The sequence below is a fragment of the Pseudomonas promysalinigenes genome, from assembly GCF_014269025.2.
Classification (GTDB): domain Bacteria; phylum Pseudomonadota; class Gammaproteobacteria; order Pseudomonadales; family Pseudomonadaceae; genus Aquipseudomonas; species Aquipseudomonas promysalinigenes.
The window spans coordinates 2,129,772-2,154,468 of the sequence record NZ_CP077094.1 but is presented as its reverse complement, the minus strand read 5'-3'; the positions used below and the strand labels follow the sequence as shown (position 1 = coordinate 2,154,468).

The following is a 24,697-nucleotide window of genomic DNA, read 5'->3' as shown; positions in this document are numbered from 1 at the left end:
TCAATCGATGCGCGGATGCTGCTGGACCAGCAGCTTGCGTTTGGCCTCCAGCTCGGCGATCTGGTTGTCGATGTCCTCGATCTTCTGCTCGATATTGTCGTGGTGCTCCTGCAGCAACTCGCGCGCCTCTTCCATATCCGACGCCGCTGGCGCTGCGCCACGCAGTGGCTTATTGGCGGTTTCCTTCATGGTCAGGCCAGTGATCAGGCCGATGGCGGCGATCACCATCAGGTAATAGGCTGGCATGTACAGATTGCCGCTGGTTTCAACCAGCCACGCCGCAAGGGTCGGGGTCAGGCCGGCGATCAGGACCGAGATATTGAACGCACTGGCCAAGGCACTGTAGCGGATGTGGGTGGGAAACATCGCTGGCAAGGTCGAAGCCATCACCCCGATGAAGAAGTTCAGAAGCACTGCGATGATCAGCAAGCCAGAGAAGATCAACCCTAGCGCGCCACTATTGATCAGCATGAAAGCAGGGATGGCCAGCGCGAACAGGCCGATGCTGCCGACCACAATGAAAGGTCGCCGCCCCACTTTGTCGCTGAGCAGGCCGATCAGAGGCTGCACGAACAGCATGCCGACCATGATGGCGATAATGATCAGCACACCATGGTCTTCGCTGTAGTGCAGGTTGTGCGACAGATAACTAGGCATGTAGGTGAGCAGCATGTAGTAGGTGACGTTGGTAGCGATCACCACACCGACGCAGGTAATAAGGCTGCGCCAATGCTTGGTCGCCACCTCCTTGAACGACACCTTAGGCCCTGAGGCCAGACCCTCGCGATCACCCTGCTCAAGCTTGTCCACATGCTGCTGAAATGCCGGGGTTTCCTCGAGCGCATTACGCAGGTAGAGGCCGATGATGCCGAGCGGCAACGCCAGGAAGAACGGCAGGCGCCAGCCCCATTCGAGAAACTTCTCTTCCCCCAGCACGGTGGAAATCAATACCACAACGCCCGCACCCAACACAAAGCCGGCAATCGAGCCGAAATCCAGCCAACTGCCAAGGAACCCACGCTTGCGGTCGGGCGCGTATTCAGCGACGAAGATCGACGCCCCGGTGTATTCACCGCCAACCGAAAAGCCTTGGGCCATCTTAGCCGCCAACAGCAGGATGGGTGCCCATATGCCTATGCTTTCATAGGACGGAATCAAACCGATGGCAAAGGTGCTCAAGGACATGATCACGATAGTGGCGGCCAGAACCTTCTGCCGGCCGAACTTGTCGCCCAGGGCGCCGAAGAACAACCCACCCAGCGGGCGGATCAGGAACGGCACGGAGAAGGTGGCCAGCGCTGCGATCATCTGCACACTGGGGTCGGCGTTGGGGAAAAACACTTTGCCCAAGGCATAGGCGACGAAGCCGTAAACGCCGAAGTCGAACCATTCCATGGCGTTACCCAGCGCAGCTGCGGTAATCGCCTTTCTCATCTTGGCGTCGTCGACGATGGTGATGTCTTTCAAGCCGATGGGCTTTACGCTTTTTTTGCGTGATTTCATGCCTGTGTCCCTGATTACTGAAGGCTCTAAGGCATCAGATACAAAGGGACACTAAATAATTCAGCGCTTAATGGTTTTTTCTGAATCTTCAGATGCGGGCGCCGTTGGCGGCGGCGCCCGTTGCCATCAGATGCCTTGCTGGGCCAGGTCCATGGCGAAGTAAGTCAGAATCAAGTCAGCACCGGCACGCTTGATGGCGCCAATGCTTTCGCGTACCACGCGCCCCTCGTCGATGGCGCCGGCAAGCCCGCCGAACTTGATCATCGCGTATTCGCCGCTTACCTGGTACGCCGCCAGCGGCAGGCGCGATGCGGCGCGGATATCGGCGATCACGTCCAGGTAGGCGCCAGCAGGTTTGACCATCAACACATCGGCCCCTTCCTGCTCGTCCAGCAGCGACTCACGTACCGCTTCGCGGCGGTTCATCGGGTTCATCTGGTAGCTCTTGCGGTCACCCTTGAGCGCCGTGCCCCCGGCTTCGCGGAATGGACCATACAGCGACGAAGCGAATTTGGTGGAGTAAGCCATGATCGCCGTGTCATGGAACCCAGCACCGTCTAGCGCGCTACGAATGGCCTGGACCTGCCCATCCATCGCCGCCGAAGGGGCGATGAAGTCGGCGCCAGCTGCAGCGGCAATCACCGCCTGCTTGCCCAGGTTGACCAAGGTGGCATCGTTGTCCACGCCATGGTCATGCAGCACGCCACAGTGGCCGTGGCTGGTGTATTCGCAGAAGCAGGTGTCGGACATCACCACCATCTCCGGCACGGTGTCCTTGCAGATGCGCGACATGCGCGCGACAAGCCCGTTTTCATTCCAGGTGTCGCTGCCGCTGGCATCGAGGTTGTGCGATACCCCGAACGTCATAACCGACTTGATACCGGCGCGGGCATAGCGCTCGATTTCCTGAGCCAGCAGCTTCTCTGGAATACGGTTGACGCCCGGCATGCTGGTGATCGGCACGAAATCATCGATGCCCTCTTCGACGAAGATCGGCAGGATCAGGTCTTCAAGGCGGAATTCGGTTTCCTGGAAGATCGTGCGCAGGGATTCGTTCTGGCGCAGGCGGCGAGGACGAACGGAAGGGAAACGGTTGGACATGACAGCTCCAGGGCATTTTTAACGGCCTATACCTTATGCCTGTGGCACGCCAGTGAAAAGGCCAGATGACGAGATTATGCGTTGCATCAAAGGTAACGACAGGCGACTTTTTAGTGTTTACGCCTTGGGCGACCTAACGGCGGGTGTCCGCCATTGATCCGCCGGGGGTGAGTCATTGCATCCAAGGCGGTGTCGGCTCTTGAGCCGTGGTCGGCCCATGCTCGTCCTCGGCACGGGCAGCACGGCGGCGCGCTTCGTCGCGCAAAGTGGCATCGATCTCGCGCAGCACCCCGGCCACGTCGGCGGCCTGGTCCTCATCCTCGAACTGCCCAGTGAGCGGGCTGTCGGGACGCAACTCGCCAGCCTCGTACAAGGCCCACATCTCATCGGCGTAACGCGTAGCCTTGAGCTCAGGCGCAAAGCGTCCGAAATAATGCGCCATGTTCGCTACATCGCGCTGCAGCATGCTGAACGCGTGGTTGTTGCCCGCAGCATCCACGGCCTGAGGCAGGTCGATGATCACCGGGCCGTCCGGGCCAAGCAGAACGTTGAACTCGGACAAGTCGCCATGCACCAGGCCGGCGCAGAGCATCAGAACAATCTGGCGGATCACGAAGGCATGGTATTCACGGGCCTGCTCGGCTTCCAGGTGCACATCGTTCAGGCGCGGAGCGGCGTCACCATCGGCGTCGGTCACCAGTTCCATCAGCAGCACGCCGTCTTGAAAGTCGTAGGGTTTGGGCACCCGCACCCCGGCATTGGCCAGGCGGAACAGCGCCGTCACTTCTGCGTTCTGCCACGCGTCCTCAGCCTCTTTACGGCCATATTTGCTGCCCTTGGCCATAGCCCTAGCCTGGCGGCTGTTGCGGACCTTGCGCCCCTCTTGGTATTCGGCGGCCTGGCGGAAGCTGCGTTTGTTGGCCTCCTTGTAGACCTTGGCACAGCGTACCTGGGCCCCGCAGCGCACCACGTAGACGGCCGCTTCCTTGCCGCTCATCAATGGCCGCAGCACTTCGTCGATCAGGCCGTCTTCGATCAGTGGTTCGATTCGTTTTGGAGTCTTCATCAGGCTGCGTTCGGGGTCCTGGCTAAGGTGACTGACATCCTCTCACAGGCTGGGGCGACTTGCTCGTCTGTCTGCACACCGGCCTGCCCACGTCGACGCGCACGGGCAGCCATGGCCTGTGTGCAAACGCTCATAAATCGCACAACGGTTCGGTAATCGCACAAATTCCACTCGGTGCTCTCTACTGTTGCCTTGTCTTGCGGCAGGCTATACGCAAGCCAGCACACAACGCCAAGCGCCCAATGGCCCCGCCGCGTCAGCACGCTGCCAGGTCGACAATCAATACTCCAGGAAGAACCAGGAGCCCGCTTTGATCAATAAAACGTTTGAGTCCATCGCCCAAGCGGTGGAAGGAATCACCGACGGATCGACCATCATGGTCGGTGGCTTCGGTACTGCCGGCATGCCGTCCGAGCTCATCGATGGCTTGATTGCCACCGGTGCCCGCGACCTTACCATCATCAGCAACAATGCCGGCAACGGCGAGATCGGCCTGGCCGCTTTGCTGATGGCGGGCAGTGTACGCAAGGTCATCTGCTCGTTCCCGCGCCAGTCCGACTCTTACGTATTCGATGAGCTGTACCGTGCAGGCAAGATCGAGCTGGAGGTGGTTCCCCAAGGCAACCTGGCTGAGCGCATCCGCGCGGCCGGCTCGGGTATCGGGGCGTTCTTCTCGCCGACCGGCTATGGCACCCTGCTGGCCGAAGGCAAGGAAACCCGTGAAATCGACGGCCGCCAATACGTACTGGAGATGCCGCTGCATGCCGATTTCGCCCTGATCAAGGCGCACAAGGGCGACCGCTGGGGCAACCTGGTCTACCGCAAGGCCGCCCGTAACTTCGGCCCGATCATGGCGATGGCCGCCAAGACTGCCATCGCTCAGGTAGATGAGGTCGTCGAGCTCGGTGAGCTGGACCCGGAGCACATCATCACCCCGGGTATTTTCGTCCAGCGCGTGGTCGCCGTCTCCGGCGCTGCCGCTTCTTCGATCGCCAACGCTGTCTGAGGCCTGCCATGACCATCACCAAAAAGCTTTCCCGCACCGAGATGGCCCAACGCGTGGCCGCAGACATTCAGGAAGGTGCCTATGTCAACCTGGGCATCGGCGCTCCAACGCTTGTGGCCAATTACCTGGGCGACAAGGAAGTGTTCCTGCACAGCGAGAACGGCCTGCTGGGCATGGGCCCGAGCCCAGCCCCTGGCGAGGAAGACGATGACCTGATCAACGCCGGCAAGCAGCACGTCACACTGCTGACCGGTGGCGCCTACTTCCACCATGCCGACTCGTTTTCGATGATGCGTGGCGGGCATCTGGACATCGCCGTACTGGGCGCTTTCCAGGTTTCGGTCAAAGGCGACCTGGCCAACTGGCATACCGGTGCCGAAGGTTCGATCCCCGCTGTAGGCGGCGCAATGGACCTGGCCACGGGAGCGCGGCAGGTGTTCGTGATGATGGACCACCTGACCAAAACCGGCGAAAGCAAGCTTGTGCCCGAATGCACCTACCCGCTCACCGGCATCGGTTGCGTCAGCCGCATCTACACCGACCTAGCCGTACTGCAAGTAACCGCCGAGGGCTTGAAGGTGGTGGAGATCTGCGCGGACATCGACTTCGATGAACTGCAGAAACTCAGCGGTGTACCGCTAATCAAGTGACGCGCTGGCTCTGCGCCCCTGCAGGCGCAGGGGCCAGGCCAATCACCCTGCCAGTCATTTCCCGCAAACGCAGCCACTGACGCAATGCGTTTGAACTTCACGGCTCGGCCAAGGCCTTTCCAAGAAGTCACAGTAAAAAACGGAGATGACATGATGAGCGCAACACTTAACGGCAAGCGCGTGGCCATTCTGGTCACCGATGGTTTCGAGCAAGTGGAGTTGACCGGCCCCCGTGATGCGCTGAAACAGCACGGCGCGGTGGTCGACATTCTCAGCGACAAGCCAGGCACCGTGCGTGGCTGGAACCACGACAAGCCCGCCGATGCATTCGATGTGGATGCCACGTTCGACAGCGCCCAGCCCGATGTCTACGATGCCGTCGTGCTGCCAGGTGGCGTGCAGAACTCTGACACCATCCGCTTGATCCCCGGTGCCCAGAAACTGGTGAAAAGCCTCGATGGGGCAGGCAAGCCCGTGGCTGTGATCTGCCACGGGGGCTGGTTGCTGATTTCGGCAGGCCTTGCCCAGGGTAAACGGATGACCAGTTTCAAGACCTTGCAAGACGACATCCGCAATGCTGGCGGCAACTGGGTCGACGAGCAGGTGGTGGTGGACGGCAATCTGATCAGTAGCCGTCAGCCAGACGATATCCCGGCATTCAACGAGCAACTGATCAAAGCCTTGGCTTGATAGCGGGTCGCCCTCGCACGAAAGTGCGGGGGCTCCGGGGCTTTGGCGATTTTCACAGCAGGTTGCGAGGGCGCCCCACTCATGTCACACCCGTGAAGCCATCAAGGACTTGCCTTACCCGGCGGGCAAGGTCATGTGGCTGGCACGGTTTGGAAATCACCTCGAACTCAGACCCGCCGATATCCGTGCGCTCAATCGAGTTTTCCGCATAGCCGGTGGTCAACAACACCTTCATCTGCGGCTGAAGGCGCCGCACTTCCCGCGCCAGCATCACGCCGTTCATGCCGCCTGGCATGATCAGGTCGGTGAACAGTAAATCGTAATGTTCCCCCGCCTGAATCAGCTTGAGCGCTTCGCGTGCATTGAGCACCATGTCAGCGGCGTAGCCGTAATCCTCCAGTACCATCTTGGCGAGTTCAGCCACATCCGGTCGATCTTCGACGATCAGGATACGCTCGGTGCCCGAGCTGCGGTCCACCTTTTTCACAGGTTGCGTGGGGATGATCTTGCCTTGGTCAACCGGGAAATACAGGCGTAACGTCGTGCCCTCGCCCTCTTCTGTATATATGCGTGCCGCCCCACCGGACTGCTTGGCGAAACCGTACACCATCGACAGCCCTAGGCCAGAGCCTTTGCCCTCCTCCTTGGTGGTGAAGAACGGGTCCATGACTCGATCACGGATGCTGGCCGGCATCCCGACGCCATTGTCGGTGACCGAGAGGCTCACGTAATTTCCCGGCAGCAGCCCATCGAACGAGTGGTTGATATCGGTGACGGAAATATTCCGGGTTTCGATGAACACATGCGGCCGCTGGCGCCCGATAAGCGCATCGCGTGCGTTCATGAAAATGTTGAGCAACGCGACCTCTGCCTGAGTCGGGTCGATACGGCAGTTGTGCAGGTTGGCTTCGAGGTCGAAATCAACAGCCACTTCAGCGTCGAAAGTTCGCTCCATCATGGGGCGTACGTCATCGAGCAGGTGATTGAGGTTGAGCACCCGGCCATGGAGTTTCTGCTTGCGGGCGAAGGCCAGCAGCTGCTTGGTCAGGGTACTGGCACGTTCGACCGCGCTCTGGGCGTGCCCTACACTGCGCCGCACGCGGTTCAGGTCGACCTGGGACTTGTCCGCCTCACTGGCGATCAACCCCAGATAACCGCCCATCACTTGCAAAAGATTGTTGAAATCGTGCGCGATACCGCCAGTCAGTTGCCCAAGCGCTTCCATCTTTTGCGCCTGGTTCAGCGCATCCTCGGCGTCACGCCGCCTGCTCACATCCAGTTGCGATGCAAAGAAGTAAATCAGGTCGCCCCGTTCATTGAAGATCGGTGAGATGAATAGCGCGTTCCAAAAGCTGGAACCATCCTTGCGGTAATTGAGGATCTCGGTAGAGATATCGACCTTCTGGGCGATAGCGTCCCGCACGGCATCCACCACCGCAGCTTCGGTTTCAGGGCCTTGGAGGAACCGGCAATTACGGCCAATGATGTCCGCCAACTCATAGCCGGTCATTTCCAGAAATGCTCGATTGGCGAAAATGATCGGATTATCGTCACGGTTGGGGTCGGTGACGATCATCGGCATCCGCGTGGTTTGCACCGCGGCGAAGAACATGTCGTGTGGCAGCTGCGAAATATCACCCGATGCCTGGTTGCTGACGCGCGCCTTCTTGCTGGTCACGCGGACCTCCTTGCTCATTGCAGTAGGACGTTTATCGATTCAACCATGTCGACTCTCGTTGCCTACGCTTGGTTTCACCGAGTGCAGACTGTCTGACAGCCTGCACGATCGGCCGCCGAGCTTTCTAGCCAAGGTGCAGGCCAGCCGCCTCTACTGACGAGGATTGATAGCGCCTGATGCACATCACAACATACGCTGCACTTGCGCAGGGGTGCGACGCATCAGCACCTTGCCAGCGCGTACCGATACCAGCGCGTGGCCCTGGCTGCGGACCATTTCGTAGTCATCCGGTGCCGACAGTAATAGCAGATTGGCTGGCCGCCCCACCTCGATGCCGTAGCGCTCGCCGAGGTTCAGTGTGCGAGCGCTGTTGTCGGTGATCAGGTCCAGGCTGCGTTGCAGGTCTTCGTAACCGAGCATATGGCAGATATGCAGGCCGGCTTCGAGAATTCGCAAAATGTTGCCGTTACCCAGCGGGTACCAGGGATCGACGATTGAGTCCTGGCCGAAGCACACGTTCATCCCGGCGCGATCGATTTCGGCCACTCGGGTCAGCCCCCGCCGCTTCGGATAGTTGTCGAAGCGCCCTTGCAGGTGAATGCTTTCGGTAGGGCAAGAGACGAAGTTGATGCCCGACATCTTGAGCAGCCGGAACAGCTTGTAGCAGTAAGCGTTGTCGTACGAACCCATGGCCACCGTATGGCTGGCCGTGACACGCGGGCCCATACCGCGCACCCGCGCCTCCTCGGCCAACACTTCCAAAAAGCGCGACTGCGGGTCATCGGTTTCATCGCAATGCACATCCACCAGGCAGCCAGTGCGTTCGGCCAGGTCCATCAGGAACTTGACCGACGCTACCCCCTGATCACGTGTGTTCTCGAAATGTGGGATACCGCCGACCACATCGGCGCCGATCGCCACCGCTTCGGTCATCAGCGCGCGGCCGTTGGCATACGACTCGATGCCTTCCTGTGGGAATGCGACGATCTGCAGGTCGACCAGGTCGCGTACTTCCTCGCGCACCTCGACCATGGCCTTGAGTGCGGTGAGCCTCGGGTCGGTGACATCGACATGGGTGCGCACATGCTGTATGCCATGATCGACGAGCATGCCGATGGTTTTTTTCGCTCGGGTCTTGATGTCGTCGTGGGTGGTGATTTCCTTACGCTCGGCCCAGCGCTCGATGCCTTCGAACAAGGTACCGCTCATGTTCCACTTCGGCTCGCCCGCCGTGAGGGTAGCGTCAAGGTGGATGTGCGGCTCGACGAAAGGCGCCACCACCAGGTTCTGCTGGGCATCCAGGTCATCAGGGCTACTCAGCACAACCTGGGCCTGGGAAGTGATGGCAGCAATGCGCTCGCCATCGAGCTCGATGCGGTACAGCCCAGGCTTGCCACGCAGGCGGGCGTTGATGATGTTCATGGCGTTACTCCTTGACGTGGTCCGTTCATGCGCCATACCAGCATGGCGACAGATGCGTTCATGCGAAACAGTGGGTCGTCCAGCGATTGCCCGCTCAGTTGCTCGATACGTTGAATGCGTTGGTTGATGGTATTGCGGTGCAGGCCCAAGCGCTGAGCGGCCTTGAGGCCGTTGCCGTTTTCCTTGAGCAAGGCGTCGAGGGTATCTACCAGCACGTAAGGCTGCTTGCGCCCAGGGTTGATCAGCCTGCCGAGGGTCTGGGCAACGAAGTCATCGATCAGCGCGCGGTCATTGATGCCCTGGAGCAGGCGCAGTACCCCCAACTCGCTGAAATCGCAGAAACCATCGGCAGGGTGCAAGTGTTGTGCAACGTCCAGAGCCTGACGCGCTTCGCTGAGCGCTTGACGGTAACCTGCGCAGTCGGCGGCCAGCCGCGACAGGCCCATATGCAGCCTGAGTTCCCCGGCCACCATGCACAACTGCCGATGCAGCGCTGCCAGGCTGCTCGGCAGGTCGCCAGCGTCGGCCAGCAACAGCACCTGCAAGTCACCCGGCATTTGCACCAGCACCGCCCCAGGCCGCGCTCGGCACCAAGTCTGAAGGTGATCTTCCAGCGCCTGGCGCACAGCTTGCCAGAGCCGCTCGCCCTCGGCCAGGCCATGACGCTCGAACAACTGCTCAACCTGCACCAAGCGCAGCGCAACCACCCGCCGCGGTTCGTCAAGCATCAACTCCAGGTGCCTGGCACGCTGGCAGGCGATAGCCAGGCTTGGGTAATCACCGCTGAGCAACTGGCCGAGAATATCGTTGCGCGACCGGCGCAACTGGCTCATCTGCACGAGGGCCGTACCGATCAGGTGGGTTACCACTACCATTTTCAAAGCATAGGGCTGTTCGATCAGCGGCAAACCCAGTTGCTCGGCGCGCGCTATCACCGGGGGCGCAATCGTCTGGATGAAACTGCCACCGGTTAGAATCACCAAGCCGGCGATCCCTACCGCTTCGCCATCCTCGATCAGGCTGAGCAGGTTGGCCTGGCCACGCGGGTGGTTGATACCGGTGACGAACACCAACTCACCGCCCATCACCCACTCGGCGATCCCCTCATTTTCCGCCACGTAAGGCCAGCGCACCCGCCGCTGCAGGTTTCGCGCGCCGGCTCGCACGCTCATCGCCTCCAGGCCCGGCAAGTGCAGGATTTCCTCCAGGGTCAGGCTCACGGCTCAACGCTCTGTTGGCCCAGCGCCTTGCGCCGGCCTTGCAGTTCAAGCATTAAGATGTAGCTCAAGGCCGAAGCGCCGATGCCGACCAGTGGCGCGACCCAGGGCGAGGCGTAGGCAAGCACCGCGCCCACGGCATACGCCAGCAGGCCGTTGATGTTGTAGCGGGGCAAGGTTGCCGACGCCAGTGCGGGGTAACTGCCCCGATGGCGGTACCAGAAATCGGCCATGATCACCCCGCCGACCGGGGGAATGATCGAGCCCAACAACACCAGAAACGGAATCAGCATTTCATACATACCACCGATCGCCAGCACCACCCCTACACCTGCCGCAACCAGCGTAGCGGTGCGTCGTCGCTCACTGCGCAGCAAGTGGCAGGCAGCAGCCGAGACGTTGTAGATGGTGGGCCCCTGGATGGTCCAGAGATTCAGGCACAGCATCACTACCGCGGCGAACGACAGCCCTTGAAGGATCATCACCTCGACGATGTCAGCCTGCTGATAGACCATGGCGCACCACGCCCCTGCCACCACCATCAGCCCATTGCCGAGCAGGAAAGCAACCACACTGGCCACCACCGCCACCCGGCCATTGCGCGACAGGCGAGTCCAGTTGGTGGCCTGAGTGGCGCCACTGGCAAAGGTGCCGAACACCATGGTGACCGCCGCCGAGAAGGTCATGCTTTCATGGGGAACCACCGCTGCGAGGCCGGCAAAACCACCCGCATCGGCCGTTGCCAGGTACATCGATATCACTAGCAGAACGAACATCAGTGGCACCGAAACTCGCGACAGCCAGTCAAGCCCCTTGAAACCGATGATTGCAGTGATGCTGAAACCCATGCCAAACAGCACCATCAACGGCACCGCGAAGCCGCCCGCCAGGCCGAGCAGCTTGACCAGTACGATCGCCACCGTCGCAGTCCCCCAGGCGTACCAACCCAGTTCGGCAAAGCCCAGGATGAAGTCGGAAAGCCGGCTGCCCACCTCCCCAAAACAAAAGCGCCCCATCAGCACGGTGTTCAAGCCGCTGCGTGAAGCGATGAAGGCCAGCGCCGCAGCGTACAACGCCAGCAGCGAATTGCCGATGGCTGCGACCCACAGCATGTCGACAAAGCTGAAAGCCATGCCCAGCTTGCCTCCGGCAAACATGGTGCCGGTAAAAAACGTGAAACTGAACAGCACCATTGCGATGGGCAGCAGCCCTTTGCGTGAAGATGCCGGGGCCTCGCAAAGCGGAAATTCGTCAGTTGCGCTCATGCCAAGTTGCTCCAGGTTGTCGTTGCGCCGAGATGGAGCAATAAACGGGCCGCTTCTTCGCTGGGGCAAGTGCAGGAAATCTGCGGTCAACGGGCACAGCATTGGCTGTTCAAACTGCACATTTATAGATCAGTTTCACCGCGCCAACCTGTGATAACCGAACTGTTTGGAGGCGTTCACGCACCAAAGCGGAACAGCTGTGGGTAGCTTTCACCCAACGCTCGCTAAATCGATATGGCCTGCACGTCACTGGCCATCGCAGATGACCCAAGGGGCTTTACTCCTTGGCCAGCAGGCGCCTTGCCGGTAAGATGCCCGTCGGGTGCTAGCTGCAAAGTGCGGTGATGCAGGTTAAAGAACAGTGCAGGTCGGGCCGCCTGCAGGAGTTCTTGCGCCTATGCAAAAAAACCATATGACCCGCGCTCAGCGTCTGGCCAAAACCGCCTTCGCCAACTTCGAGCGGTTCCTGCACATCGAAGCGGTCAGCGGCATTGTCTTGCTGATCGCTGCCGTTGCGGCCCTGATCTGGGCCAACTCCCCGGCTGCCGCCAGCTACGATGCGCTCTGGCACACACCGATCAGCTTCGGCATCGGTTCGCTGAGCTTCTCGCAATCACTGCATTTCTGGATCAACGATGGGTTGATGACCATCTTCTTCCTGGTGGTCGGTATGGAGATCCGTCGGGAAATTCACGAGGGTGCCTTGGCCAGCCTACGCCAGGCGATGTTGCCCATGGCCGCTGCGGTTGGCGGTGTAGCGGTACCGGCCCTGATCTACCTGGCGTTCGGGCATGCACCGGCCGAGCAACAAGGCTGGGCCGTGCCGACCGCCACCGATATTGCCTTTGCCGTTGGCGTGCTTGCCCTGCTCGGCAAGTCGATCCCGTCCAACATCCGCGTGTTCCTGCTGGCCTTAGCGATCATCGATGACATCATCGCCGTGCTGATCATCGCCGTGTTCTACTCGGGCGGTCTGGACTACAGCGGCTTTGGCGTTGCCGCGGTTGGCCTGCTGCTGGTGATCGGCCTGCAGAAGATCGGCGTGGGTTCGGCATGGGCCTATGTAATCCCCGGTGCAATCACCTGGGTTGGCATGCTGATGACCGGTGCGCATCCTACCCTGGCGGGCGTTGTGCTGGGTTTGATGACCCCGGTCGCCGCCATGCCGCTGGGCGAGCGGCCCGTGGATGCAGTCGCGCGCTTCACCAACGACCTGCTCGGCCGCGCCAAGGCACCCGACCAGGACGATGGCGACCTCAGCGCCCCGCTCAAGCAACTGCGCCTGGCCCAACGCGAACTGGTTCCACCGGTAACCCGCGTCGGCGGCGCCCTGCACCCGTGGGTGGCTTACGCGATCATGCCATTGTTCGCCTTGGCCAATGCCGGAGTCGGCCTCTCTGGCATCGACCTTTCCGCCGAGGGGCCGCACTGGGTGATGACCGCCGTAGCCGTAGCCCTGGTAGCTGGCAAACCGTTGGGGATCATCGGCGTCAGTTGGCTGATGGTGCGCCTGGGCTGGTGCAGCCTGCCGGCGCAGGTCACCTGGCGCGGTATCACCCTGATTGGCCTGCTGGCCGGCATCGGCTTCACCATGTCGATCTTCATTGCCAACCTGGCCTACAGTGACCCAGCGTCGCTGGGTGCAGCCAAACTGGGCGTGCTGTCGGGCTCGGTCATCGCTGCTGTGCTAGGCCTGGCCTGGGGCGTGACTGCCATGCGCAGGCACACCGCAAAGGCTCCGCTCAACGCGGGCTGAAGCCGGTCGGGGCCTACGGGCCCCGGCATTTTTCTGTATACAAGAATTTAAAACTTTGCTTACATGGCCACCTGTGCGCCTACGACATCGGCAATCGTCGCTGCGTATTGTGCCAGGCACAAGCCATGCAAGCTCCTTCGCAACATACCCCCAAGACCCTCCTGGTCAAGAACGCTGCACTGTTGGTCACCATGGACGGCGAACGCCGCGAGATCAAAGGCGGCGGCCTGTACATCGAAGACAACCTGATCAAGCAGGTCGGCCCAAGCGATACGCTGCCCCAAGACGCAGATGTGATCCTGGACATGGCCGGCAAGGTGGTCATCCCTGGGCTGGTCAACACCCACCATCATATGTACCAAAGCCTCACCCGCGTGGTACCGGCGGCGCAGGACGGTGAACTGTTCAACTGGCTGACCAACCTGTACCCGATCTGGGCCCGGCTCACGCCGGAGATGATTTCGGTATCGACTCAGACGGCCATGGCCGAACTGATCCTGTCCGGTTGCACCACCTCCAGTGACCACCTGTACATCTACCCCAACGGCTGCAAGCTCGACGACAGCATCCACGCAGCCAGCGAGATCGGCATGCGTTTCCACGCAGCGCGCGGCAGCATGAGCGTTGGTCGTAGCCAAGGCGGCTTGCCACCTGATTCGGTGGTGGAAAAGGAAAGCGACATCCTCAAAGAGTCCCAGCGCCTGATCGAGGATTATCACGATGCCAGCCACGGCTCGATGCTGCGCGTGGTGGTGGCGCCATGCTCGCCGTTCTCTGTCAGCCGCGACCTGATGCGCGAGGCTGCCGTGCTGGCGCGCAATTACGGGGTTTCGTTGCACACCCATTTGGCGGAAAACGTCAACGACATCGCCTACAGCCGTGAAAAGTTCGGCATGACCCCGGCCGAATACGCCGAAGACCTCGGCTGGGTCGGCCATGATGTGTGGCATGCTCACTGCGTGCAGCTCGACCAGCACGGTATCGAATTGTTCGCGCGCACCGGCACCGGTGTTGCCCACTGCCCCTGCTCGAACATGCGCCTGGCCTCGGGCATCGCGCCAATTCGCAAGATGCGTGACCACGGCGTTGCAGTAGGCTTGGGCGTAGACGGCTCAGCCTCCAACGATGGCGCCAGCATGATCGGCGAGGTTCGCCAGGCGTTGCTGCTGCAACGTGTCGGCTTCGGGCCCGACGCGATGACCGCACGCGAGGCCCTGGAGATCGCGACCTTGGGCGGCGCCAAGGTGCTGAACCGTAACGACATAGGTGCATTGGCACCGGGCATGATCGCCGACTTCGTCGCTTTCGACCTGGGCCACGTGGCGTATGCCGGCGCCCTGCACGACCCACTGGCAGCCCTGGTGTTCTGCACCCCGACCCACATCGATACCAGCGTGATCAATGGCCGGGTCGTGGTCCAGGATGGCCGCATCACAACCATCGACTTGCCGCGTGTACTGGACCGGCACAACCAGCTGGCCTACCAGCTCGTCAGCGGTCAATAACCTCAACGGCCCTGATCCTACTGGCCATGGTGACCGGCACGCCGGTGGCCATGGCCTCAGGCAGGGTCGGCTTCTCCCGGCGCTGGCCGGCTCAGCCGTAGCACTGCATGAACAATTCTTCATGCAGGCCCAAACGCCGTGATACTGGGCTTATCGGCAAGGCTTGACTCGCACTCGGGCGCCCTCGCCTTGAGGCCAGGGACGGTGTTGCGTAGCATCGCCGGCCCTTAGGCCGCCTGGCGGCCCATCCGCGACCAAAGAGCCCCCATGCCGCAACCGATTCCGCTCAAGGACCACGAAAAGGAAAAACACCTGGTCAACCGCCGGCTCCTGGCCTGCGCCGCCCTGGTGTTCAGCCTGTGCGCGGTTCTGGTCGGTCGGCTGTATGTGCTGCAGGTGCTGCAGCACGACCAACAGAGCGCGGTCTCGGAAAACAACCGTGTGCACGTGCTGCCCATTGCCCCTGAGCGCGGGCTGATCTACGACCGCAATGGCGTGGTGCTGGCCGACAACAAACCCAGCTTCGATTTGACCATGACGCGCGAGCGCGCCGGCGATTCGGCCAAGGTGCTCGATAGCCTGGTGCAGATCCTTGGCTTGGGTGAAGACGACCGCAAGCAGTTCGACAAAGACCTGCGTCGCGGCCGCAAGCCATTCGAGCCGGTGACCCTGATGGTCGGGCTGACCGAAGAACAGATCGCCCTGATCGCCGTCAACCAGTTCCGCTTGCCTGGGCTGGACGTGGAACCGCAGTTCATCCGTGAATACCCACTGGCCGAACATTTCGCCCATTCGGTCGGCTACGTCGGACGAATCAACGAGAAAGAAGCCAAAACCCTCGACAGCACCGAATACCGGGGTACTCAGTCGATTGGCAAAACCGGCATCGAGCATTTCTACGAAGCCCAGCTGCATGGCCACGTAGGTTATGAAGAAGTGGAAACCAACGCCCAAGGCCGGGTGATGCGGGTGCTCAACCACAAAGACCCAATTCCTGGCAAAGACATCATCCTCAGCCTTGACGCGCACCTGCAGCTAGCCGCCGAAAAGGCCTTGGGCGATCGCCGCGGCGCAGTGGTAGTACTGGACCCGGCCAATGGTGATGTCCTGGCGATGGTGAGCAACCCCAGCTTCGACCCCAACTTGTTCGTCAAGGGCATCAGTTTCAAGCAATATGCCGCGCTGCGCGACTCGATCGATCGGCCGCTGTTCAACCGCGTGCTGCGGGGTTTGTATGCGCCCGGCTCGACGGTCAAACCTGAGGTCGCCATCGCCGGCCTGGACAGCGGTGTCATCACCCCAGGCAGCCGGGTGTTCGACCCTGGATACTACGAGCTGCCCAACTACGACCACAAGTACCGCAACTGGAACCACAGCGGCGATGGCTGGGTAGACATGTACACAGCCATCATGCGCTCCAACGACACCTACTTCTACGACCTGGCACACAAGCTCGGCATCGACCGCCTGCACGACTATATGGCCGAGTTCGGCCTTGGCCAGAAGGTTTCGCTGGACATGTTCGAAGAAGCCCCTGGGCTGATGCCCTCGCAAGCCTGGAAACGCGCCACCCGCCGTCAGGCCTGGTATCCGGGTGAAACGCTGATCCTCGGCATCGGCCAAGGCTACATGCAAGTCACGCCACTACAACTGGCTCAGGCCACCAGCCTGCTGGCCAGCAAAGGCGTGTGGCACCGCCCGCACCTGGCCATGACCGTCGGCGGTCAGACCCCAATCGACCCCAACCCGATGCCCGACATCGTGCTGCACGACAAACATGCCTGGGACCAGGTCAACGTCGGTATGCAGATGGTGATGCACGACCCGCGCGGCATCGCCCGTGCGGCTGCGGCCGGCGCTCAGTACCGGATTGCCGGCAAAAGCGGCACGGCGCAGGTGGTAGCGATCAAGCAGGGTGAGCGCTACAACCGCAACAAGACCCTCGAAAGGCACCGTGACAATGCGCTGTTCGTCGGTTTTGCCCCGGCCGACCATCCCAGCGTAGTGGTCGCGGTGATGATCGAGAACGGCGAGGCTGGCGGCCGTGTGGCAGGGCCGGTGGTGCGCGAAGTCATGGATGCTTACCTGCTCGATGATCAGGGCCACCTCAAACCTCAGTATGCCGGCACCCCTGTGGCCAAGGCCGCGCCTCACGGCTGACGCACCCCGTGGCCTCAGGCCACCTCTTCGTACGGCAACCCCACGTAGTTTTCGGCGATGTTCGCCAACCCCGCCGGCGAGGTCAGGAAGTACTCGCGGTCGGCTTCTTGCATCTTTCGGTCCCACGCATCCTTGTGCTCACCAAAGTCATGCAGCAACTGGGTCATGAACCAACTGAAGCGCTCCCCCTTCCACACCCGCCGCAGAGCAAGCGGCGAATACTGCTCCAGCAGGTCGGTGCGCCCCTCGCGGTAAACCTTGACCAGTATCCGGTACAGATAATTGACATCGGAGGCCGCCAGGTTAAGGCCTTTGGCACCCGTGGGCGGCACGATGTGCGCCGCGTCGCCCACCAGGAACAGATGACCATATTGCATCGGTTCAACCACCAGGCTGCGCAGCGGCGCGATGCTTTTTTCCAGCGCAGGCCCAGTGACCAGCTGCTGCGCCACATCTTCAGGCAGGCGTGCCTTGAGCTCGTCCCAGAACCGCTGATCGGACCAGTCCTCGACCTTTTCATCCAAAGGGACCTGCAGGTAGTAGCGACTGCGGGTCTGCGAACGCTGGCTGCACAGGGAAAAGCCGCGCACGTGATGGGCGTAGATCAGTTCGTGATTGACCGGTGGAGTGTCGGACAACAGGCCCAGCCAGCCGAATGGGTAGACCCGTTCATATTCCTTGAGCACTCCTTCGGGAATGCTCTTGCGTGACACGCCATGAAAACCGTCGCAGCCGGCGATATAGTCACAGTCCAGGCGATAGGCCTGGCCGGCCTTTTCAAACGTGACATAAGGCCGCTCGCCCTTGAGGTCATGGGGCTGCACATTTTCGGCAGCGTAGATGATCGGTGCACCACTGCTTTCACGGGCCTGCATCAGGTCCCGGGTGACTTCGGTCTGGCCGTAGACCATCACCGTCTTGCCACCGGTAAGGCCTTTCAAGTCCAGACGCTGACGCCGGCCAGCGACCAACAACTCGACCCCCTCGTGAACCAGCCCTTCCCGGTCCATCCGTTCGGCCACGCCCGCTTCGCGCAGCAGGTCGACGGTACCCTGCTCGAGCACTCCGGCCCGGATCCGGCCCAGCACATAGTCAGGTGTCTGGCGTTCGAGAATGACCGTGTCGATTCCGGCCTTGTGCAGCAACTGACCCAGCAGCAGGCCAGAAGGGCCCGCGCCTATGATCGCAACTTGAGTGTTCATTGTTCTTATCTCGTTATTAACGGGTAGCCCTTGCATTTTTACTGGCATTAACCGGCAATAAAATGTGAAATCAGATAAGAAAAATGCACTTTTACAAAATCTGTTCGATTAGCGCACAGGCAAATTCTGCGATGAAGTCCTCCCTCCCCGGCGTACCCTTGTTTCAGTTATATGGCGAGAACCACCAATGGCCTGGCACCGACCTGCTGCACTGCGAGCCAATATCGGCACGCAGCAGCCTCCATCATTGGGAGATCAAGCCGCACCAACATGCCGAGCTGTTTCAGCTGCTGTATGTGCAACGCGGCCAGGTGCAGGTGGAGATTGAGGGCATGCGCAGCCGCATCAGCGCGGCGGCAGTCCAGGTGGTGCCGCCATTGACCGTGCACGGTTTTCGCTTCAGTACCGATATCCAGGGCCATGTTTTGACCTTCGGCACTACGCTGGTCGCCGAGCTGGAACAACGCCTGGGGACGCCACTGGGGGTGCTGGCGAAAGCGGCGTGTTACCCGCTGGGTAGAGATCGCGTACTGCTGCGGGGACTGATCGATACCCTGCAGCACGAATACCAAGGCAATGCTTCGTCACGGGCGACCATGCTCCAAGCGCTGGTCACGGCGCTGATGGTATGGATCAGCCGGCGCCCACAGCCTAGCGAGGCTCCACGCAACCGCGACGAGCGTGATCGGCACCTGCTCGGGCAGTACTTACGCCTGGTCGAGGCGCATTATCGCGAACACCTGTCAGTGGAGGCGTTCGCCGCACGCCTGAATATCTCCAGCCTGCAACTGAACCAGCTGTGCCGCAGACTGAGCGGGCAGACGGCGTTACAGGTGATGCACCAGCGCCTGTTGCTGGAGGCGCGGCGCAACCTGATCTATACGCGCATGAGCATCGGGCAGCTGTCGGACAGTTTGGGATTCAGCGACCCCACTTACTTCTCCCGTTTTTTCAAGCGGCTGAGTGGGCAGACGCCTCACGCCTACCGCCGCGCGGGGGACGACCACCGATCTGCTTGACGTATACGTCAACACGCCTTCAGGATACCGCCATACCCTACGCCGAGCCCGAGCATGAGCAGCCAAACCTATAGCATCTCCGACCTTTCCCGTGAGCTGGACATCACCACACGCGCTATCCGCTTCTACGAGGAACAAGGCCTGCTGAGCCCCGAGCGGCGTGGGCTGGAACGCATCTACTCGGCCCGTGACAAGGTCAGCCTCAAGCTTATTCTGCGTGGCAAGCGCATTGGCTTTTCACTGGCCGAATGCCGTGAGCTGATCGAGTTGTACGACCCCAGCAGCGGCAACCTCAAGCAGCTCAACAGCATGCTGGCGAAGATCGCCGAACGTCGCGCCCAGCTTGAACAGCAAATGCTCGACATCCATCAAATGCAGCTGGAACTGGACACCGCACAGGAGCGCTGCGAGCAGGCCCTGGCAGCCACCTTGAACACTCACGCAAAACGCTGACAGGAATATCACCATGGCTATGCCTACAACAGTCCGTCTGGTCGAAGTCGGCCCACGAGACGGTCTGCAGAATGAAGCTCAACCCATCGATGTAGCCGACAAGGTACGGCTGGTCGATGACCTGACAGACGCCGGGGTCAGCTACATCGAAGTCGGCAGTTTCGTCTCGCCCAAATGGGTGCCGCAGATGGCAGGCTCCGCGCAGGTATTTGCCGGCATCCGCCAGCGCCCCGGTGTCACCTATGCCGCACTGGCGCCCAATTTGCGCGGTTTCGAAGACGCGGTGGCGGCTGGGGTGAAGGAAGTGGCAGTGTTCGCAGCAGCTTCCGAAGCGTTCTCCCAACGCAACATCAACTGCTCTATCAGCGATAGCCTGCAACGCTTCGAGCCAATCATGAACGCCGCGCTTGAGCACGGTGTACGGGTGCGCGGGTACGTCTCCTGCGTGCTGGGCTGCCCTTATGAAGGCAAGGTCCGCGCCGAGCAGGTGGCGCCGGTGGCCAAGGCCCTCCATGAGATGGGCTGCTACGAGGTGTCGCTGGGGGACACCATCGGTACTGGGACGGCGGGCGACACGCGGCGGCTGTTCGAGGTGGTTTCGGCAGTGGTGCCTCGCGCGCAATTGGCCGGCCACTTTCACGACACCTATGGCCAAGCGCTGGCCAACGTCTACGCCAGCTTGCTCGAGGGGATCAGTGTCTTCGACAGTTCGGTCGCGGGCTTGGGTGGCTGCCCTTATGCCAAAGGTGCCACGGGCAATATCGCCACCGAGGACGTGCTTTATCTGCTGCAGGGCCTGGGCATCGAAACCGGCATCGATCTCGAACGGTTGATCGCCGCCGGCCAGCGCATCAGTACCGTGCTGGGGCGGGCCAATGGTTCGCGGGTAGCCAGTGCGCGTAGCGCAGGATGAGTTTCATACCAGTGTCACATGAGTGTGGGTGAGTGTTACCTCCCCCACAATTTTCAGCAGAAAATCGGGTAACAGAGAAACAAATCGACAAATACTTGGGCTGTTCGCTTCAGCTGAAAAGTCTTAACACATTGATTTTAAAGTACTTTCAAAAGTTGGCACGGCACCTGCTTTATTACTGGTACAAAAACAAGAAAAACGCGACAACCAATAAAAACAACATGCAACGGCTCTGACATAACAAGAACAACACGGCAGAGGCGCAGCAAGCAGATTTTTTTGGAGTCGACAGGCTTTTCAGGGGGTTACCCCGCGCGCTGGCACACAACAATAAAACTACCTTGAGGTAGCGGCAGCCAGTTTCGGATCCACAGGATGAAAGCAGGTCAGCGCTCAAAAAAATACGTTTGCTCTTGACCCCGGATGGGGGTCGCACGTGACATCAAGGTTGGCCTACAAAAACAACAAAAGGCTGGCCTCAATAATAAAAAAGAGCAGGCAACATTGCTTTGAGGGGAGCTTCGGCTCCCCTCAGTGCTTTCCCCCCCACCTTTCACTGCCCTTCTGCGCCATTTGGCATTCGCGATGCAGCAACCAGCCGGTGCCCGCGGTCAGACCCTGTAACTGCACAGGAGACCCGATCATGCCCATCGAGATTGAAGAGAGTACTCAGCGCTGCACCCTCATTGGCGACAAACTGCGCATCGAAGGCAAAGGCCACGAAATCGAAATCGTCACCGACGCCCAATTGCGCATGTCCGTGGCCGTCCTCGCCGGTGAGCGCTTCCCGATCACCGAACTCGAAGCCGATGCATTGACCGTAGCAGGTGCGGTGGACAACCGCAGGCACCTCAAGGCCAGCACGCCAGGCTCAGTAATCTGAAGCTTTAGCCGTCCAAGGCCGAATTCTGATATGGATTTTGTCGCCCAAGCTGAGTCTGTGCTGGAACCCGTTTGGCAGGCATAGTGTGTTTCTTGCCTCAACCACCTGGCCTGCCGAACACCCATGAAACGTTACGAACGCTTTGCCGAGGACATTGCCGAACTGATCCGCAGCGGTGTACTGGCCCCTGGTCAGCGTGTGCCCTCGGTGCGCTACGCCAGCCAGACCCACGGGGTAAGCCCTTCAACGGTATTTCAGGCCTACTACCTGCTTGAACGACGAGGCCTGATTCGCGCGCGCCCGCGCTCAGGCTATTTCGTCAACGCCCATGCCCCACGACAGTTCCAAGAACCACAGGCACTTGCCCCACTGAGCGAGTCGACCGAAGTGGACGTCAGTGGCCTGGTGTTCTCGATTCTCGACTCGATCAAAGATCCGAGCACCGTACCGTTCGGCTCGGCGTTCCCCAGCCCCCTATTGTTCCCATTGCAGCGTCTGGCACGCTCCCTGGCCAGTGCCAGCCGTGCCATGGACCCGCGCATGGTGGTCACCGACCTGTCACCGGGCAACCCGCAACTGCGTCGACAGATCGCCCTGCGTTACATGGTGGGTGGGTTGATGTTGCCCATCGAAGAGCTTTTGATCACCAATGGCGCGCTGGAAGCGTTGAACCTATGCCTGCAAGCTGTTACAGAGCCCGGCGACCTGGTGGCCATCGAGGCACCGGCCTTCTACGCCTGCCTGCAAATACTGGAACGGCTCAAGCTCAAGGCCGTGGAGATTCCAGTACACCCGCGCGAAGGCATGGACCTCACGGCGCTGGCGCACACCCTGGACAAGCATCCGATCAAGGCGGTGTGGTGCATGACCAACTTCCAAAACCCAGTGGGCGCAAGCATGCCTGAGGCGAAGAAACAGGCCTTGGTCGAACTGCTCAATCGCCATCAGGTACCTCTGATCGAAGACGATGTCTACGCCGAACTGTACTACTCGCAGCAAGCCCCCAAACCTGCCAAGGCATTCGACACCCAAGGCCTGGTCATGCACTGCGGCTCTTTCGCCAAAAGCCTGGCACCCGGTTATCGGATCGGCTGGGTAGCCGCTGGCCGCTTCGCTCAGAAGATCGAGCGGCTGAAGCTGATGACCTCACTCTGCGCCTCGATGCCGGCCCAGGCAGCCATCGCAGACTACCTGCAACACGGAGGCTACGATCGCCACTTGCGCAAATTACGCTACGCCCTGGAGGGCCAGCAGGCCAGCATGCTGGCCGCCATTGTCCGTCACTTTCCGTCGCAGACCCGTGTCAGCCAACCTTGCGGCGGCTACTTCCTGTGGCTGGAGCTGCCTGAACAAATCGATGCCTTGAAGTTATTTCACATGGCTCTGGCTCAAGGTATCAGCATCGCTCCGGGGCCGATCTTTTCGCCGACCCGGCGTTTTGGTAACTGCATAAGGCTGAACTATGGCTCACCGTGGAACGAGGCGGCTGAGAACGCAATGGCCACGCTAGGCCAGATCATTCGTTCGTTTTGAACCTGCATCCAGCTCTGTGTGGCTATAGTTGTTGGACGAACAGCGAGCCAGCACCATGCCATCTGATGATCCGACCTCCTGCACCGCCACACAAGGTGCACGCCAATGCAGCGACTCCTCCCAGGCCACCAGCAAGCTGCTAGCGGAGTTGATCGACCACAGCTTGGCCAATGTATTCGCCTTTGACCGCGAGTTCCGACTGTTGGCAATCAACCGCACAGCCCAGCAAACCTTCCAGCGAGTACGCAGTATGGTGCCGCAGGTCGGGGATAACCTTCTACAGTGGATCACGCGACACCCTGACCTTGCCGCTTTGATGCAGCCCTTCATACCCCGGATGGTGGCTGGTCAGCCGTTTACCGAAAGCATCGCACTCGGCCCTGCCGATGACCTGCGCCACTACCAGATCATCTATAACGCATTGCGTGATCCTGAGCATGGAATGCTGGGAGGGTCGCTGTTTGCCTATGACATCAGTGAGCGCGTTGCCGAGCAGGCGCGTATGCGCAAGATCGAAGAAGCGCTATATCAGTCGCAAAAGATGGAAGCGGTCGGCCAATTGACTGGTGGTATCGCTCACGATTTCAACAATCTGCTTGGCGGGATTCTCGGTGCTCTGGAAATGGCCGAGCAGCACCAAGACGAGCAACGTTACCTGGATACCACCCGGCTGCTGGGCGTGGCCCGGCAGAACGCGCTACGCGCGGCTTCTCTGGTGCAACGCCTGCTGGCATTCTCGCGCCAGCAGACCCTTGCACCTCAGCTGGTGAACGTACATCAACTGGTCGCCGGCATGCATGAGCTGATTGCCAGCTCGCTTGGAACACGCATTACGTTCATCGACCAGACCCAGCAGGAGCATTGGCCGGTCCTGATAGATCCCAATCAACTGGAGAACACGCTGCTCAATCTGTGCATCAATGCTCGCGATGCCATGCCATCTGGCGGCACTGTGCTTCTGGCCAGTGATAACACCTTGCTCGATCAGGCGCAGGCTCAGGCGCTGGAACTGCCAAGCGGCTCGTATCTTCACGTCAGCGTCAGCGACAGTGGTACCGGCATGCCTGCAGAGGTCTTGCAACGAGCATTCGACCCCTTCTTCACCACCAAACCTGCTGGCCAGGGCTCTGGCCTTGGGCTGTCGATCGTCTATGGCTTCGTCCGTCAATCCGGGGGGCAAGTACGTATCACTAGCAACCCCGAGCAAGGCACCTGCGTTCACCTGTACCTACCACGGGCTGCCAGCCAGGCAAGCGCGCACACCGATGGGCAGCCACAAACGGTCATGGTCGTCGAGGGCCAGGCCGTGCAGCGGATGCTGATCTGTGAGGTATTGGAGGAGCAAGGGCATCAGGTGCACAGCTTCAGCGATGGCTATAGCGCACTGGAAGCGCTACGCGGCGGCTTGCGTCCTGACCTGTTGATCACCGACATCAGCCTGCCCGGCGGTATCGATGGTTACCAGGTTGCAGCGGCCTGCCAAAAAAGGCCTGAATGTGTACTGGTGCTGTTCATCACCAGCTCTGCCAGCAGTCGAGTCAATGTACGCCCCGATCCATACTGTGACGTGCTTTATAAACCGTTCGAACTGGCTGCGCTGAGCCAGCACGTTGAAAAGTTGCTAAAAAAACGATACCTGCTCCGGTAGGTTGCTAGGCGGCTGCCCACTAGGCAG

General features: G+C 60.5%; 20 protein-coding genes. 12 read left to right on the top strand and 8 right to left on the bottom strand.

Going from position 1 to position 24,697, the window contains the following annotated elements:
* The 3 genes from proP to HU725_RS09805 form a co-directional block, all read right to left on the bottom strand.
* On the bottom strand, positions 1-1,503 hold the full coding sequence (gene proP, locus HU725_RS09815) for a glycine betaine/L-proline transporter ProP (protein WP_186477055.1): 1,503 nt from the start codon (positions 1,501-1,503) through the stop codon (positions 1-3).
* Between the two features lie 126 nt (positions 1,504-1,629).
* Positions 1,630-2,604, bottom strand: coding sequence for a porphobilinogen synthase (hemB, locus tag HU725_RS09810; RefSeq protein WP_060476600.1), 975 nt, complete (start codon positions 2,602-2,604; stop codon positions 1,630-1,632).
* A gap of 172 nt (positions 2,605-2,776) precedes the next feature.
* On the bottom strand, positions 2,777-3,670 hold the full coding sequence (locus HU725_RS09805; protein WP_186477054.1) for a PA4780 family RIO1-like protein kinase: 894 nt from the start codon (positions 3,668-3,670) through the stop codon (positions 2,777-2,779).
* A gap of 310 nt (positions 3,671-3,980) precedes the next feature.
* Here HU725_RS09805 and HU725_RS09800 point away from each other — a divergent pair, with 310 nt between their 5' ends.
* The 3 genes from HU725_RS09800 to HU725_RS09790 all read left to right on the top strand — a co-directional run bounded on the left by HU725_RS09800 (position 3,981) and on the right by HU725_RS09790 (position 6,016).
* Complete coding sequence (locus tag HU725_RS09800) at positions 3,981-4,676, top strand: 3-oxoacid CoA-transferase subunit A (RefSeq protein WP_186477053.1); 696 nt, start codon at positions 3,981-3,983, stop codon at positions 4,674-4,676.
* An 8-nt stretch (positions 4,677-4,684) separates the two neighbouring features.
* Complete coding sequence (locus tag HU725_RS09795; protein WP_060476603.1) at positions 4,685-5,326, top strand: 3-oxoacid CoA-transferase subunit B; 642 nt, start codon at positions 4,685-4,687, stop codon at positions 5,324-5,326.
* Between the two features lie 153 nt (positions 5,327-5,479).
* Positions 5,480-6,016 carry a type 1 glutamine amidotransferase domain-containing protein gene (locus tag HU725_RS09790; protein WP_186477373.1) on the top strand — a complete coding sequence of 179 codons (537 nt, stop codon included), beginning with the start codon at positions 5,480-5,482 and terminating at the stop codon, positions 6,014-6,016.
* A gap of 79 nt (positions 6,017-6,095) precedes the next feature.
* On the opposite strand, the gene HU725_RS09785 is transcribed toward HU725_RS09790, so the two are convergent.
* From HU725_RS09785 to codB, 4 genes are all read right to left on the bottom strand, one after another.
* The gene (locus tag HU725_RS09785; RefSeq protein WP_186477052.1) at positions 6,096-7,712 is read right to left on the bottom strand and encodes a histidine kinase famiy protein; all 1,617 of its coding nucleotides are present in this window, start codon (positions 7,710-7,712) and stop codon (positions 6,096-6,098) included.
* A 165-nt stretch (positions 7,713-7,877) separates the two neighbouring features.
* Positions 7,878-9,116 (bottom strand): cytosine deaminase, encoded by a 1,239-nt coding sequence (gene codA, locus HU725_RS09780; protein ID WP_186477051.1) that lies wholly within the window; start codon positions 9,114-9,116, stop codon positions 7,878-7,880.
* Positions 9,113-10,336: a PucR family transcriptional regulator gene (locus HU725_RS09775; RefSeq protein ID WP_186477050.1), complete on the bottom strand. Its 1,224-nt coding sequence runs from the start codon at positions 10,334-10,336 to the stop codon at positions 9,113-9,115. Before HU725_RS09775 ends, codA begins: the two co-directional genes overlap by 4 nt.
* Entirely contained in the window at positions 10,333-11,598 is a 1,266-nt protein-coding gene (gene codB, locus HU725_RS09770) for a cytosine permease (protein ID WP_186477049.1), read from the bottom strand. The genes HU725_RS09775 and codB overlap by 4 nt, the downstream gene beginning before the upstream one ends.
* 397 nt (positions 11,599-11,995) lie before the next feature.
* On the opposite strand from codB, the gene nhaA reads away from it, so the two are divergent.
* The 3 genes from nhaA to mrdA all read left to right on the top strand — a co-directional run bounded on the left by nhaA (position 11,996) and on the right by mrdA (position 17,019).
* Positions 11,996-13,354 carry a Na+/H+ antiporter NhaA gene (nhaA, locus tag HU725_RS09765; RefSeq protein ID WP_186477048.1) on the top strand — a complete coding sequence of 453 codons (1,359 nt, stop codon included), beginning with the start codon at positions 11,996-11,998 and terminating at the stop codon, positions 13,352-13,354.
* A 125-nt stretch (positions 13,355-13,479) separates the two neighbouring features.
* Positions 13,480-14,859 carry an 8-oxoguanine deaminase gene (locus HU725_RS09760; RefSeq protein WP_186477047.1) on the top strand — a complete coding sequence of 460 codons (1,380 nt, stop codon included), beginning with the start codon at positions 13,480-13,482 and terminating at the stop codon, positions 14,857-14,859.
* A 267-nt stretch (positions 14,860-15,126) separates the two neighbouring features.
* The gene (gene mrdA, locus HU725_RS09755; RefSeq protein WP_186477046.1) at positions 15,127-17,019 is read left to right on the top strand and encodes a penicillin-binding protein 2; all 1,893 of its coding nucleotides are present in this window, start codon (positions 15,127-15,129) and stop codon (positions 17,017-17,019) included.
* A 14-nt stretch (positions 17,020-17,033) separates the two neighbouring features.
* Here mrdA and pobA read toward each other — a convergent pair whose 3' ends face one another.
* Positions 17,034-18,221, bottom strand: coding sequence for a 4-hydroxybenzoate 3-monooxygenase (gene pobA / locus HU725_RS09750; RefSeq protein ID WP_186477045.1), 1,188 nt, complete (start codon positions 18,219-18,221; stop codon positions 17,034-17,036).
* 131 nt (positions 18,222-18,352) lie between these two features.
* Between pobA and HU725_RS09745 the strand changes: the two genes are divergently transcribed.
* From HU725_RS09745 to HU725_RS09720, 6 genes are all read left to right on the top strand, one after another.
* Complete coding sequence (locus HU725_RS09745; protein WP_186477044.1) at positions 18,353-19,240, top strand: helix-turn-helix domain-containing protein; 888 nt, start codon at positions 18,353-18,355, stop codon at positions 19,238-19,240.
* A gap of 54 nt (positions 19,241-19,294) precedes the next feature.
* The gene (locus HU725_RS09740) at positions 19,295-19,693 is read left to right on the top strand and encodes a MerR family transcriptional regulator (RefSeq protein WP_060476613.1); all 399 of its coding nucleotides are present in this window, start codon (positions 19,295-19,297) and stop codon (positions 19,691-19,693) included.
* 13 nt (positions 19,694-19,706) lie between these two features.
* Positions 19,707-20,606, top strand: coding sequence for a hydroxymethylglutaryl-CoA lyase (locus HU725_RS09735; RefSeq protein WP_186477043.1), 900 nt, complete (start codon positions 19,707-19,709; stop codon positions 20,604-20,606).
* Between the two features lie 643 nt (positions 20,607-21,249).
* A complete protein-coding gene (locus HU725_RS09730; protein ID WP_060476615.1) occupies positions 21,250-21,489 on the top strand; it encodes a DUF3203 family protein in 240 nt (79 codons plus the stop codon).
* 123 nt (positions 21,490-21,612) lie between these two features.
* Positions 21,613-23,022, top strand: a complete 1,410-nt coding sequence (gene mapR / locus HU725_RS09725; protein ID WP_186477042.1) for a GntR family transcriptional regulator MpaR — start codon at positions 21,613-21,615, stop codon at positions 23,020-23,022.
* A 55-nt stretch (positions 23,023-23,077) separates the two neighbouring features.
* On the top strand, positions 23,078-24,670 hold the full coding sequence (locus tag HU725_RS09720; RefSeq protein WP_186477041.1) for an ATP-binding protein: 1,593 nt from the start codon (positions 23,078-23,080) through the stop codon (positions 24,668-24,670).
* Positions 24,671-24,697: the final 27 nt, after the last annotated feature.

Bases quoted from the DNA above. Each gene is read 5' to 3' on its own strand.
- proP (WP_186477055.1), bottom strand. From the start codon at position 1,503: ATGAAATCACGCAAAAAAAGCGTAAAGCCCATCGGCTTGAAAGACATC.
- hemB (WP_060476600.1), bottom strand. From the start codon at position 2,604: ATGTCCAACCGTTTCCCTTCCGTTCGTCCTCGCCGCCTGCGCCAGAAC.
- HU725_RS09805 (WP_186477054.1), bottom strand. From the start codon at position 3,670: ATGAAGACTCCAAAACGAATCGAACCACTGATCGAAGACGGCCTGATC.
- HU725_RS09795 (WP_060476603.1), top strand. From the start codon at position 4,685: ATGACCATCACCAAAAAGCTTTCCCGCACCGAGATGGCCCAACGCGTG.
- HU725_RS09790 (WP_186477373.1), top strand. From the start codon at position 5,480: ATGAGCGCAACACTTAACGGCAAGCGCGTGGCCATTCTGGTCACCGAT.
- HU725_RS09785 (WP_186477052.1), bottom strand. From the start codon at position 7,712: ATGAGCAAGGAGGTCCGCGTGACCAGCAAGAAGGCGCGCGTCAGCAAC.
- codA (WP_186477051.1), bottom strand. From the start codon at position 9,116: ATGAACATCATCAACGCCCGCCTGCGTGGCAAGCCTGGGCTGTACCGC.
- codB (WP_186477049.1), bottom strand. From the start codon at position 11,598: ATGAGCGCAACTGACGAATTTCCGCTTTGCGAGGCCCCGGCATCTTCA.
- nhaA (WP_186477048.1), top strand. From the start codon at position 11,996: ATGCAAAAAAACCATATGACCCGCGCTCAGCGTCTGGCCAAAACCGCC.
- HU725_RS09760 (WP_186477047.1), top strand. From the start codon at position 13,480: ATGCAAGCTCCTTCGCAACATACCCCCAAGACCCTCCTGGTCAAGAAC.
- mrdA (WP_186477046.1), top strand. From the start codon at position 15,127: ATGCCGCAACCGATTCCGCTCAAGGACCACGAAAAGGAAAAACACCTG.
- pobA (WP_186477045.1), bottom strand. From the start codon at position 18,221: ATGAACACTCAAGTTGCGATCATAGGCGCGGGCCCTTCTGGCCTGCTG.
- HU725_RS09745 (WP_186477044.1), top strand. From the start codon at position 18,353: ATGAAGTCCTCCCTCCCCGGCGTACCCTTGTTTCAGTTATATGGCGAG.
- HU725_RS09740 (WP_060476613.1), top strand. From the start codon at position 19,295: ATGAGCAGCCAAACCTATAGCATCTCCGACCTTTCCCGTGAGCTGGAC.
- HU725_RS09735 (WP_186477043.1), top strand. From the start codon at position 19,707: ATGGCTATGCCTACAACAGTCCGTCTGGTCGAAGTCGGCCCACGAGAC.
- HU725_RS09730 (WP_060476615.1), top strand. From the start codon at position 21,250: ATGCCCATCGAGATTGAAGAGAGTACTCAGCGCTGCACCCTCATTGGC.
- mapR (WP_186477042.1), top strand. From the start codon at position 21,613: ATGAAACGTTACGAACGCTTTGCCGAGGACATTGCCGAACTGATCCGC.
- HU725_RS09720 (WP_186477041.1), top strand. From the start codon at position 23,078: ATGCCATCTGATGATCCGACCTCCTGCACCGCCACACAAGGTGCACGC.